Origin of the sequence: Dechloromonas sp. H13 (genome assembly GCF_009469615.1) — a bacterium.
Taxonomy (GTDB): domain Bacteria; phylum Pseudomonadota; class Gammaproteobacteria; order Burkholderiales; family Rhodocyclaceae; genus Azonexus.
On sequence record NZ_SSXX01000001.1, the window covers coordinates 201,672 to 214,067 of the forward strand.

Annotated in this window: 11 protein-coding genes; 6 read left to right on the top strand and 5 right to left on the bottom strand. The window is 63.5% G+C overall.

Translation table 11 applies throughout. The features are described 5' to 3' along the window. Nucleotides 1-23 precede the first annotated feature (23 nt). Nucleotides 24-1,886 (bottom strand): potassium transporter Kup, encoded by a 1,863-nt coding sequence (locus GH660_RS00975; RefSeq protein ID WP_153144707.1) that lies wholly within the window; start codon nucleotides 1,884-1,886, stop codon nucleotides 24-26. Between GH660_RS00975 and GH660_RS00980 the strand changes: the two genes are divergently transcribed. Then, nucleotides 1,885-2,070, top strand: a complete 186-nt coding sequence (locus GH660_RS00980; protein WP_153144708.1) for a hypothetical protein — start codon at nucleotides 1,885-1,887, stop codon at nucleotides 2,068-2,070. The two genes, GH660_RS00975 and GH660_RS00980, sit on opposite strands and share 2 nt — an antisense overlap. Before the next feature lie 17 nt (nucleotides 2,071-2,087). Here GH660_RS00980 and GH660_RS00985 read toward each other — a convergent pair whose 3' ends face one another. The 4 genes from GH660_RS00985 to GH660_RS01000 form a co-directional block, all read right to left on the bottom strand. Further along, on the bottom strand, nucleotides 2,088-3,371 hold the full coding sequence (locus GH660_RS00985) for a TRAP transporter large permease (protein WP_153144709.1): 1,284 nt from the start codon (nucleotides 3,369-3,371) through the stop codon (nucleotides 2,088-2,090). Then, entirely contained in the window at nucleotides 3,368-4,144 is a 777-nt protein-coding gene (locus GH660_RS00990; RefSeq protein ID WP_228276358.1) for a TRAP transporter small permease, read from the bottom strand. The genes GH660_RS00985 and GH660_RS00990 overlap by 4 nt, the downstream gene beginning before the upstream one ends. Before the next feature lie 63 nt (nucleotides 4,145-4,207). Further along, nucleotides 4,208-5,212 carry a TRAP transporter substrate-binding protein gene (locus GH660_RS00995; protein ID WP_153144711.1) on the bottom strand — a complete coding sequence of 335 codons (1,005 nt, stop codon included), beginning with the start codon at nucleotides 5,210-5,212 and terminating at the stop codon, nucleotides 4,208-4,210. Nucleotides 5,213-5,351: 139 nt separating this feature from the next. Beyond that, the gene (locus tag GH660_RS01000; RefSeq protein ID WP_194266188.1) at nucleotides 5,352-6,701 is read right to left on the bottom strand and encodes a dicarboxylate/amino acid:cation symporter; all 1,350 of its coding nucleotides are present in this window, start codon (nucleotides 6,699-6,701) and stop codon (nucleotides 5,352-5,354) included. A gap of 144 nt (nucleotides 6,702-6,845) precedes the next feature. Between GH660_RS01000 and GH660_RS01005 the strand changes: the two genes are divergently transcribed. The 5 genes from GH660_RS01005 (at nucleotide 6,846) to rpmE (ending at nucleotide 12,361) form a co-directional block, all read left to right on the top strand. Next, nucleotides 6,846-8,825: a sensor histidine kinase gene (locus GH660_RS01005; RefSeq protein ID WP_153144713.1), complete on the top strand. Its 1,980-nt coding sequence runs from the start codon at nucleotides 6,846-6,848 to the stop codon at nucleotides 8,823-8,825. Then, complete coding sequence (locus GH660_RS01010) at nucleotides 8,822-9,424, top strand: response regulator transcription factor (RefSeq protein WP_153144714.1); 603 nt, start codon at nucleotides 8,822-8,824, stop codon at nucleotides 9,422-9,424. The genes GH660_RS01005 and GH660_RS01010 overlap by 4 nt, the downstream gene beginning before the upstream one ends. A 106-nt stretch (nucleotides 9,425-9,530) precedes the next feature. Beyond that, nucleotides 9,531-9,857 (top strand): thioredoxin TrxA, encoded by a 327-nt coding sequence (gene trxA / locus GH660_RS01015; RefSeq protein WP_153144715.1) that lies wholly within the window; start codon nucleotides 9,531-9,533, stop codon nucleotides 9,855-9,857. 158 nt (nucleotides 9,858-10,015) lie between these two features. Next, on the top strand, nucleotides 10,016-11,275 hold the full coding sequence (gene rho / locus GH660_RS01020) for a transcription termination factor Rho (protein WP_153144716.1): 1,260 nt from the start codon (nucleotides 10,016-10,018) through the stop codon (nucleotides 11,273-11,275). An 861-nt stretch (nucleotides 11,276-12,136) separates the two neighbouring features. After that, complete coding sequence (gene rpmE / locus GH660_RS01025; protein ID WP_153144717.1) at nucleotides 12,137-12,361, top strand: 50S ribosomal protein L31; 225 nt, start codon at nucleotides 12,137-12,139, stop codon at nucleotides 12,359-12,361. The last annotated feature ends 35 nt before the right edge of the window (nucleotides 12,362-12,396 follow it).

Consider the following 12,396-nt stretch of genomic DNA (forward strand, 5'->3'; position numbering starts at 1 on the left):
GGGTCGACCGCAGCAGCCGCGGTTCAGATGACCAGCTGTGTCCCGAGCTCGACCACGCGGTTGGTCGGGATCTTGAAGAAGTCGGTGGCGCTGGTGGCGTTCTTCGACATGATGGCGAAGAAACGGGCGCGCCAGAAGGCGAGGCGCTTGCGTGACAGGGTCGGGATGATGGTTTCCCGCGAGACGTAGAAGGTCGTCTCCATCATGTCGAAGCGTTCGCCGAAACCGCAGCACAGCGCCAGCGCGCCGGGAATGTCGGGGTCTTCCATGAAGCCGTAGCGGACGATGATGCGCATGAAGCCCTCGTCGAGGCGGTGCAGGTAGATGCGGTCGAGATCGTTGACGTGGGGTGCGCTGGCCGTCTGCACGGTGAGCAGGATGACGCGGTCGTGCAGGACCTGGTTGTGCTTGAGGTTGTGCAGCAGCGCCGGCGGCACGCCCTCCTTCGAGCCGGTCATGAACACCGCCGTGCCGGGGATGCGATGCACGTCGCCGAGCGAGCGGATGAAGTCGCCGATCGGAATGCTCTGCTTGGCCATTTCCTCGAGCACGAGCTGGCGGCCGCGGCGCCAGGTGGTCAGCGTGGTGAACGAGACGAGGCCCATGGCGAGCGGGAACCAGCCGCCTTCGGGAATCTTGATGATGTTGGCAGCGAAGAAGGCGATGTCGACCGCCAGCAGCGTGCCGACGGCGGCGAAGGCGAGCAGCTTGTTCCAGCGCCAGATCAGGACCATGACGAAGGCGACCAGGATGGTGTCGATGAGCATCGTGGTGGTCACCGCGATACCGTAGGCGGCGGCCAGGTTGGAGGAATTCTTGAAGCCGACGACAAGGCCGACGACGGCGAGGTAGAGCGTCCAGTTGGTGAACGGCACGTAGATCTGGCCTTCCTCGTGGCCCGAGGTGTGGATGATCTGCATGCGCGGCAGCAGGCCCATCTGCACCGACTGGCGGGCGACCGAGAAGGCGCCCGAGATGACCGCCTGCGAGGCGATGACGGTGGCCAGCGTGGACAAAATCACCATCGGGACCAGCGCCCAGTCGGGCGCCAGGTGGTAGAAGGGGCTTTCGATGGCCGCCGGCTCGGCGAGCAGCAGCGCGCCCTGCCCGAAGTAGTTGAGGACCAGCGCCGGCATGACGAAGGCGAACCAGGCGAGGCGGATCGGAAAACGCCCGAAGTGGCCCATGTCGGTGTACAGCGCCTCGCCGCCGGTGACCGCCAGCACCACCGAGCCGAGCGCGAGGAAGGCGAGCGCCGGGTGGCCGGTGACGAAGGCGACCGCGTAGAGCGGGTTGAGCGCCGCCAGCACGGCCGGGTTGTGGATGATCTCGGCGACGCCGAGGACGGCGAGGACGGCGAACCAGCCGACCATGACCGGCCCGAAGAACATGCCCACCGCGCCGGTGCCGCGGCGCTGAATGAAGAACAGGCCGGTGAGGATCACCAGGGTGGCCGGAATGACGTAGGAGCCGAGCTCGGGGGCAACGATCTGCAGGCCCTCGACCGCCGAAAGCACCGAGATGGCCGGCGTGATCATGCTGTCGCCGTAGAACAGCGCGGCGGCGAAGATGCCGAGCAGCGAGATGACCCAGGCCAGGCGCGGGCTCCGGGCCTTCTCGGTGACCAGCGAGAGCAGCGCCAGCGAGCCGCCCTCGCCGCGGTTGTCGGCACGCATGATGATGAGCACGTATTTGAGGGTGACGAGCACCATGATCGCCCAGAAGACCAGCGACAGGACGCCGAGGATGTTGTCCGGGGTGACCGGGATCGGATGATGCCCGTTGAAGATTTCCTTGAGCGCGTAGAGCGGGCTGGTGCCGATGTCGCCGAAGACGACGCCGATCGCGGCCACCGTGAGGGCCGGCAAGGCTTGGCGCGAGTGCATGATTTCCCTGAACTTTCTTGCTTTTCGGGGTTCTGGATTGCCCCCGTTCAAGCGGGAAATTCTGCGCCTCCTTCCTGACAGTTCATTGACCGTGCTCAAGGCATGGCGAAATTGGCCTTTTTTGGCTGTCGACCGCAACCGACGCAAAAAGGCCGCGCCCGGTTGCCCGGTGCGCGGCCCATGAGCGCTGCGGCGTGTCGCTTACAGCATGCCGAGCTGTTGCGGCAGCCAGAGCGACAGCCCCGGCCAGTAGGTGACGACGCCAAGGAAGACCAGCATCGACAGCAGCCACGGCCAGACCGCGACGGTCAGCTCGGTGATGCCCATCTTGGTGATGCCCGACGCCACGTAGAGGTTGAGGCCGACCGGCGGGTGGCACATGCCGACTTCCATGTTCACCACCATCAGGATGCCGAAGTGCACCGGATGGATGCCGAGCTGCATCGCCACCGGGAACAGGATGGGCGCGAAGATCAGCACGATCGACGACGGTTCCATGAAGTTGCCGGCGAGCAGCAGGATGACGTTCACCGCCAGCAGGAAGGTGATGACGCCCAGACCGTGGCCCAGCATCCAGTCGGCCAGCGCCTGCGGGATGTTCTCGTTGGTCATGATGAACGAGAACAGCACGGCGTTGGTGATGATGTAGAGCAGCATCGCCGACATGTTGGCCGAGTTGAGCAGCACCTTCGGCACGTCCTTGAGACCCATGTCCTTGTAGATGAAGACGGCGACGAAGAAGGCGTAGACCGCGGACATCGCGGCCGCCTCGGTCGGCGTGAAGATGCCGGTGTAGATGCCGCCCATCACCACCACGATCAGCAGCAGGCCCCAGACCGACTTGCGGAAGCTTTGCCAGCGCTCGCCCCACGACGCCTTGGGCTGGCGGGGGTAGTTGAACTTGCGGGCGCGGTACCAGGTGACGCCGCCGAGCGTCGCCGCCAGCGCCAGACCGGGGATGACGCCGGCCATGAACAGGGCGCCGACCGAGGTGTTGGTCGCCACCGAGTACATGACCATGACGATGGACGGTGGAATCAGGATGCCGAGCGCGCCCGAGGTCGAAATGACGCCGGCCCCGAACTTGTTCGGGAAGCCCGCCTTGACCATAGCCGGCAGCAGGATCGAGCCGATCGCCACCACCGTCGCCGGGCTGGAGCCGGAGACCGCCGCGAAAAGCGCGCAGGCCAGCACGCCGGCGAGGCCGAGGCCGCCGTACCAGTGGCCGACCATGCTGGTCGCGAAGTTGATCATCCGTTTCGCCACCCCGCCGTGGGTCAGGAAGTTGCCGGCGAGGATGAAGAACGGGATCGCCATGATCTCGAACTTCTCGATGCCGGTGAACAGCTTGAGCGCCACCGATTCGAGCGGCACCTGCGTCATCGTGAACAGGAAGGTCAGCACCGTCAGGCCGAGCGAAATCGAGATCGGCATGCCGGTCAGCATGAGGACGGCCAGCAGGCCGAAAATCACCAGGGCGTTCATTGCTGGTCTCCTTCCTTGTCGGCAGCGCGGCGTTCGCCCTGACGGCGTTCATCGCCCGCCGGCCGGCCGGCAGCCTGGCGGCGTTCCTCGCCGCTGCGGCGCTCGCCGAGCAGCGGATGGGCCATGTCCTTCATGTGCAGGTTGTCGTCCATCGCATAGACATCGACATCGACCGGCATCGTTTCCTCCTCCAGGCCCTCCACATGGCCATGATCGTGATGCGGCAGCTCGCCGGTGCGGATGAAGGACACGCACACCTGCAGGAAGCGGAAGCACATCAGCGACGAGCCGAACGGGATGGCGCTATAGACGATCCAGGTCGGCCATTCGAGGTCAGGCGTGATCGGCCCTTCGAAGAGATCCTCGCCGGCGATGCCCAGCGCGTTGAAGATGGCGTAGTGGGCGCCGTTCTCCCAGACGAACTGGGCGCCGAGCGTCGCCACGACGCCGGTGAACAGGGCGCCGGCGAGCAGGCCGAAGACGATGAACTTGCCGCGCATGTTGTCGTCGAGACGGTTGATCAGCACGTCGACGCCGACGTGGATGCCGGTGCGCACGCCGTAGGCGGCGCCGAACTTGGCCATCCACACGAACATGATGATGCAGAGTTCCTGGGCCCAGCCGAAATTGAGCGTCAGCAGCCAGTCCTGCATGCCGGGAATGTTGACCCCGGCGAGGTAGCGGTGCGCGACCGAAACGAAGATGATGAGGGTGGCCGCTCCCATCAGGAAGGTCACCAGCAGCTCTTCGAGGTGATTGAGCGCTTTGTTGATCATGGGTTTCCCCCGGTGTGGTCCCGGGGGACATCGCCCCCGGGCATTTTTATGTCTGGACGATTACAGGGAGTTCGGATCGAAGCCGGTTTCCTTGTAGACGCTCTGGATGATCTCCTTGCCGATGCGCGACTCCATCTTCTGATGCACCGGGACCAGCGCCTTCTTGAAGGCCATGCGCTCTTCCTTGGTCGGCACTGCGACGGCGGTCTTGCCGCTCTTCTTCACGGCATCGAGGTCCTTGTCGTTCTGCTCCTTGGCGATCTTGTTGGCATAGACGGTGGATTCCTTCATCGCCGTTTCCAGCTGGCCGCGCACGTCGGCCGGCAGGCCGTCCCAGAACTTCTTGTTGACGATGACGGCATAGCCCAGATACCCGTGGTCGGTCAGCGTCAGGTGCTTCTGCACTTCATGCATCTTCTGGGTGTAGAAGTTGGAAATCGGGTTCTCGGTGCCGTCGACCACACCCGTCTGCAGTGCCTGGTAGACCTCGGAGAAGGCCATCACCTGCGGCAGCGCGCCGAGGGTGCGCATCTGCTCCTCGAGCACCTTGGACGACTGGATGCGCATCTTCTTGCCCTTGAGATCGGCCGGCGCCTTGATCGGCGAATTCAGCGAGAAGGACTTGAAGCCGTTGTCCCAGAAGGCGAGGCCGCGGATACCCTTGGGCTGCAGCTTGGCCAGCAGCTGTTCGCCGACCGGGCCCTGGGTGACCTTGTGCAGGTCGTTGTAGTCGTCGAAGATGTACGGCAGGTCGAAGACCTCGAATTCCTTGACGCCGAGCGGGCCGAACTTGGCCAGCGACGGGGCGAGCATCTGGACGGCGCCGAGCTGCAGCGCCTCCATCTCCTCCTTGTCCTTGTACAGCGTCGAGTTGGCATAGACCTCGACCTTGACCTTGCCCTTGGTCAGCTCTTCCGCCTTCTTGGCGAAATACTCGGCGGCCAGGCCCTTCGGCGTTTCCTTGGCGACGACGTGGCTGAACTTGATGACGATCGGCTGCTGGGCATACACCGCGAACGACAGGGCGCCGGCGAACAGGCCGACCAGAAGTTTCGAGATTTTCATTTTTCTCCTCCAGAGAGTGTGGTCGTGGAACTGCGAACTGCTAGTGAACAAAATTATTACGAAAGCGGTACGCGTTGCGTATTGTGGTCATCCACAGTTCAGGGCAGCGAAACCGCCGGTGTGTGGCGGTTCCGTTCAATCAGTGATGCTCGACAACCGGACGGGGGCTGTGCGGAATCGGCGGCTCGGCGGCATCGTCGAGGACCAGTTCCGGACGATCGGCCTCGTCGTCCGTCTCGTCGTTCAGCACCGCGGTCAGGCGCTCGGAATCAAGCGCCTTGCACCACTTGGCGACGACCAGCGTGGCGACGCTGTTGCCGATGAAGTTGGTCAGCGCGCGTGCCTCGGACATGAAGCGGTCGATGCCGAGAATCAGCGCGAGGCCGGCCACCGGCACGGAGCCGACCGCCGACAGCGTTGCGGCGAGGACGATGAAGCCGCTGCCGGTGACGCCGGCGGCGCCCTTGGAGGTAAGCAGGAGGATGACCAGCAGCGTGATCTGCTGCGATAGATCCATCGGCGTATTGGTCGCCTGGGCGATGAAGACGGCGGCCATGGTCAGGTAGATTGCGGTGCCGTCCAGATTGAAGGAATAACCGGTCGGCACGACCAGGCCGACGACCGATTTCTGGGCACCGGCATTCTCCATTTTGGCCATCAGGCGCGGCAGCGCCGACTCGGAAGAGGAAGTGCCGAGCACCAGGAACAGCTCTTCCTTGATGTACTTGATCAGCTTGACGATCGAGAAACCGTGCAGCCTGGCAATCGTTCCCAGTACCCCGAAGATGAAGATGATGCAGGTCACGTAGAAGGCGGCCATCAGGTTGGCCAGTTGGGCGAGGCTGCCGACGCCGTGCTTGCCGATGGTGTAGGCCATGGCGCCGAAAGCGCCGATCGGAGCGACTTTCATGATGACGCCGACGATGCCGAACAGCACGTGCGACAGCTTTTCGATCAGTTCGAATACCGGCTTGCCGCGCTCGCCGAAGGCGTTCATCGCATAGCCGAAGAGGACCGAGAAGAACAGCACCTGCAGCATGTCGCCCTTGGCGAAGGCGTCGACAACGCTGGTCGGGATGATGTTCAGCAGGAAGTCGACGGTCGACTGCATCTGCCCCGGCGCCGCGTATTTGGCAATGGACTTGGTATCGAGCGTCGCCGGATCGACATTCATGCCGGCGCCCGGCTGCCAGACATTGACGACGATCAGGCCGATGATCAGGGCGATGGTGCTGACGATCTCGAAGTAGAGAACCGCCAGGCCGCCGGTCTTGCCGACCTTCTTCATGTCCTCCATGCCGGCGATGCCGACGACGATGGTGCAGAAGATGATCGGGGCGATGATCATCTTGATCAGCTTGATGAAGCCGTCACCCAGCGGCTTCATCGCCGCCCCGGTTTCCGGGTAGAAATGGCCAAGTATCACGCCGATGACGATGGCGACGATGACCTGGAAGTACAGACTCTTGAACAGCGCTCTCTTGGCCACGAAAATCCCTCCGTAAATGCCAGTTCTTGGAAAATTCTGGCCGCAGTATCGTGATCCGGGGCGTCGCGCGCCATTGTGGACATCCGTATTGTGGTTTTCCACAATGGACGGGCCGGCAGCCGGGCGCTGGTTTAACATCCACCCATGCGATCGCTTCCTCCGCCCGTCAGCACCCGCCGCCTGCGCTGGTTCCTCGCCCTGCCCAAGCTCGGCGTGGTGCTGTTGCTGGCCGCCGTCGTCGCGCTGCTCTGGCTGCTGCACCAGAACGAGATCGAGGAAGAACGCACCAGCCTGATCAAGGACGTGCTGTGGCTGGAGCAGAACCTGCGCTTCCATCTCGCCAACAATGAAGAGCAGTTCCAGCAACTGGCCCAGGACCTCGGGAGTCAGCAGGACAGGAAGCAGCTGTTCCGCGTGCGCGCCGGCCACATGCTGAAGAACAATCCCGATATCGTGCAGATCGTCTGGTACGACCCGCGACGCCGCGTGCTCGACGCCCTGCCGGCCGCCTCGCCGGTCGACAGCGAGTTGGAGGCCTTCGGGCCGCCGGCGACGCAGAAGGCCTTCGAGCTGGCCGGCCGCCTGAACAAGCGGGTCTATAGCGAACCCTTCTTCCTGAGCGGCAACGCCGCCCATTTCGCGCTCGCCGTGCCGGTCTTCGCCGAACGCCAGCTGGCCGGCATGCTGGTCGTCACCTATTCGATCGACGGGCTGCTCGGCAACCTCGTTCCCTGGTGGTTCGCCGAGAAATACCGGGTGGTGGTGGTCGACGACAACGACGTGCAGTTCGCCGCCAAATCGAACATCGAGGGCATTCCCAGCCTTTCCTACGAGCTGCCCTTCGAGCCGCCCGGCTACGGCCTGAATTTCCGCGTCACCTCCTACCAGACGCCCGGCAACCCGCTGCAGCGCCTGCTGGCTGGCGCCATCCTGGTACTGGCGGCCGGCGTTTTCTGGAGCATGTGGATCGTCCGCGACCTGATGCGCAAGCGCGCCAAGGCGGAGGAGGCGCTGCGCGCCGAACACGCGCTGCGCTCCGCGATGGAGGATTCGCTGACGGTCGGCATGCGCGCCCGCGACCTGACCGGCAAGATCATCTACGTCAACCCGGCGTTCTGCCGAATGACCGGTTTCAGCAGCGCGGAACTGGTCGACCGCAGCCCGCCGATGCCCTACTGGGTGCCCGAGCAACTGGACGAGACGATGGCGCTGCACCGCGCCGTGCTGGCTGGCGAGGCGCCGCCGGACGGCTTCGAGATCACGTTCCGGCGCAAGGACGGCGAGCATTTCCAGGCCCTGATCTACGAAGCGCCGCTGATCGACGGCAACGGCCGGCACACCGGCTGGATGGCTTCGGTGCTCGACGTCACGGAACGGCGGCGCGCCGAGGAACTGGCCCGCCAGCAGCAGGAACAGCTGCAATTCACCTCGCGCCTGGTGACCATGGGCGAAATGGCGTCGACCCTCGCGCACGAGTTGAACCAGCCGCTGGCGGCGATCGCCAGCTACAACGCGGGCTGCCTCAACCTGCTGGCGAACGAGAACTTCGATCCCGGCGACATCCGCCAGGCCCTCGAAAAGCTCGGCGTCCAGGCCCAACGCGCCGGGCGCATCATCCGCCGCGTGCATGATTTCGTCAGGAAGAGCGAGCCCAAGCGCGCGCCCTGCAACCTGGGCGAGATCATCGAGGATTGCATCGGCTTCGTCGAGGCGGAGGCGCGCAAGCGCCACGTGCATCTCGAAACGTCGCTGCCTGCCCTGCCGCCGGTGCTGGCCGACCGCCTGATGCTCGAGCAGGTGCTGCTCAATCTGATCCGCAATGGCATGGAAGCGATGAGCGGAACCCCCGAGAACCGGCGCGTGCTGCGCGTTTCCGCAACACCGGGGGCCGGCGAAGTGATCGTCGGCATCGCCGACAACGGCGGCGGCATCGCCCCGGAAATCCGCGACAAGCTGTTCACCGCCTTCTTCACGACCAAGCCGGAAGGCATGGGCGTCGGGCTGTCGATCTGCCGTTCGATCATCGAATTCCACCGCGGCCGCCTGTGGGCGGAAGACAACGTGCAGTCGCCGACCGGTAGCGGTACGATATTCCACTTCACCCTGCCGCTGGAATCCGCATGAGCCTTCCGCAAGCCCACCTGGTCGACGACGACGAAGCCATTCGCGATGCGCTGGCCTGGCTGCTGAAGTCGCGCGGTCTGGCGTGCCAGACCTACAACAGCGCCGAAACCTTCCTCGCCGCGTGGACGCCGAAACTGGCCGGCTGCCTCATTCTCGACATGCGCATGGCCGGCATGAGCGGGCTCGACTGCTTCGACGCGCTGCGCGAACGCCACTCGACGCTGCCGGTCATTTTTCTGACCGGCCATGGCGACGTGCCGCTCGCCGTGGCGACGCTGAAAAAGGGCGCCTTCGATTTCTTTGAAAAGCCCTTCAACGACAACGACCTGGTCACCCGCGTCCAGGAGGCGATGGCGCTCGATGCCAGCCAGCGCGCCGCCAGCGCCACCGTCGACTCGGTCAACACGCGGCTGGCGACCCTGACCACCCGCGAACGGCAGATCATGGAACTGGTCCTGCTGGGCAAGTTCAACAAGGTCTTCGCCGACGAACTGAACATCAGCATGCGCACCGTCGAGGTGCATCGCGCCAACCTGTTCGACAAAATGAAGGTGAAAACCGCTGTCGAGCTGGCCAATTTGCTCAAACCCCAGCGCTGACCCTTCCCTTGCCTGCGCTTTTTCGCTAGCATTTCCCGGCATCCCGCGAAAGCCATTTCCGGCGCATAATTCTTTTCGGGCATTTTCCCATTCCACGAGGCAATTCATGAGCGAGCACATCCATTACGTCACCGATGACACCTTCGAAGCCGAAGTGCTGCAGTCGCAGCAGCCGGTTCTGGTGGATTACTGGGCCGAATGGTGCGGTCCCTGCAAGATGATCGCTCCGATCCTCGACGAAATCGCCAAGGACTACACCGGGAAGCTGAAGGTGGCCAAGGTCAATATCGACGACAACCAGGCGACCCCGGCCAAGTTCGGCATCCGCGGCATCCCGACCCTGATGATCTTCAAGAACGGCAACGTCGAGGCGACCAAGGTCGGCGCGCTGTCCAAGTCGCAACTTGCCGCCTTTATTGACAGCAACCTGTAATCTCCGTACCCTCCCGGCCTGAAGGTGCGTTCTGCGCCTTCAGGCAGACGCGATAAACGGCAACCGCCGGCGTCGATCTCCCCCACCCCAGAAGCACTCCGCACCTCCTCGGCCTCCGGCATTCGTCCGGCCCGTGCCGGTGCCACACATTCGCACACATGCAACTCTCCGAACTCAAGACCCTGCACGTCAGCAAACTGCTCGACATGGCCACCGAACTGGCCATCGAAAACGCCAACCGGATGCGCAAGCAGGAACTGATCTACGCCATCCTCAAGGCCAAGGCCAAGAACGGCGACACCATCTACGGCGACGGCACGCTCGAAGTCCTCTCGGACGGCTTCGGCTTCCTCCGTTCCTCGGACACCTCCTACCTCGCCAACCCCGACGACATCTACGTCTCGCCATCGCAGGTCCGCCGATTCAACCTGCGCACCGGCGACACCATCGAGGGCGAAATCCGCACCCCTAAGGACGGCGAGCGCTACGTCGCGCTGACCAAGCTGGAGTCGATCAACGGCTTCCCGCCCGAGGCGAACAAGAACAAGATCATGTTCGAGAACCTGACGCCGCTGCACCCGACGCGTCACCTCAAGCTCGAACGTGATATCAAGTCCGAGGAAAACATCACCAGCCGCGTCATCGACATGATCGCCCCGATCGGCGCCGGCCAGCGCGGCCTGCTCGTCGCCCCGCCGAAGTCCGGCAAGACGGTGATGCTGCAGAACATCGCGCATGCCATCACCGCCAATCATCCGGAAGTCGTGCTCATCGTCCTGCTCATCGACGAGCGCCCGGAAGAAGTCACCGAGATGACCCGCACCGTCAAGGGCGAGGTCGTCGCCTCGACCTTCGACGAACCGGCCACGCGCCACGTCGCAGTCGCCGAGATGGTCATCGAGAAGGCCAAGCGCCTGGTCGAGCACAAGAAGGACGTCGTCATCCTGCTCGACTCGATCACCCGCCTCGCCCGCGCCTACAACACCGTCCAGCCGGCCTCCGGCAAGGTGCTGACCGGCGGCGTCGACGCCAACGCCCTGCAGAAGCCGAAGCGCTTCTTCGGCGCCGCGCGCAACATCGAGGAAGGCGGCTCGCTGACCATCCTCGCCACCGCGCTGATCGACACCGGCTCGCGCATGGACGAAGTCATCTACGAAGAATTCAAGGGCACCGGCAACTCGGAAATCCACCTCGACCGCCGCATGGCCGAAAAGCGGATGTACCCGGCGATCAACGTCAACCGCTCCGGCACCCGGCGCGAGGAACTGCTGCTCAAGCCTGACGTGCTGCAGAAGATGTGGGTGCTGCGCAAGCTCTGCTACCCGATGGACGACCTTGCAGCGATGGAATTCCTGCTCGACAAGGTCAAGTCGACCAAGGGCAATGCGGAATTTTTCGACGCCATGCGTCGGGGGTGATTGCCCGGCTTCCTGCCGGAAGAGGGAAGGGTCGGGAAACCGGCCCTTTTTTTTGGTTTTCCGCGCTGCCTGATTCTGGCGGGTTTTTGATGCGTCGGGTTCCGCGCCTGACGGGCGTGCTTTTTTTTGATGCGCTGCTTTCCGCCTGCCGGCGGGCGTACTTTCTTTTGCTTCGCCAAAAGAAAGTAGCCAAAGAAAAGGCGACCCCAGGTTACGCGGTCGGCTACGCCAACTCCCCTGCGCTACTCGACGGGCCGGGCGGCTGCGGAACTCGGGGCTGCGCCCCTCAGACAGTCCTCGCCGACTGCCCCGGCCCGTCTGCGTTGCTCGGCGCGCCACATGGGGACCCGGAAAGGCATCGCGGCACAGCCAGCAAGGCGAAAAAACGGTTTGCTGCGGTCGACCATCCCAAAGGGCCAAAAATGCGGCACACCAATTGTGTACCGGTGGTTTTCCGGCCCCCTTGGGAGGCGCCAAGCAACACAGGGTTGTTGGGGGCCTACGGCTGGCGTTGTCCGAGCCGCAGGCGAGTTCAGCCAGCCGCCCAACAACCCGAGTAGCGCAGGGTACCCGGCAACGCCGGGCGCCGACCCAGGGTCGCCTTCTTCTTTGCTTACTTTCTTCTTGGCGACGCAAGAAGAAAGTAAGACGCCGGTCAACGGCGGAATACAGCGCATCAGAAAAAGCGACCCACCCGTCAGGCGCGAAAATCAAGCATCCCAGAAGCCCTCCTCCCAAAAAACCAACGCCAAATCAACCACAAACCCCCTTCACCCCATTGCATCCCCGCAGTGAATCAACGATAATTCCACGCTTCCCAGATCGGCCACATCCGCCGGTCGCTCGTTTAAAGGACAAAAGATGAAAGCCGAAATCCACCCGAACTACAAAGAAATCGCAGTGACCTGCTCCTGCGGCAATACCTTCACGACCCGTTCGACCATGAGCAAGCAGGCCTTCCACGTTGAAGTCTGCTCCCTCTGCCACCCGTTCTACACCGGCAAGCAGAAGATCGTCGATACCGCCGGTCGCGTCGAGAAGTTCAACCAGAAGTTCGGCGCCATGCGCGGCAAGGCTGCTGCCTGATCCGTTTGACGCACGACAGAAAGGGCAGCCGGCGG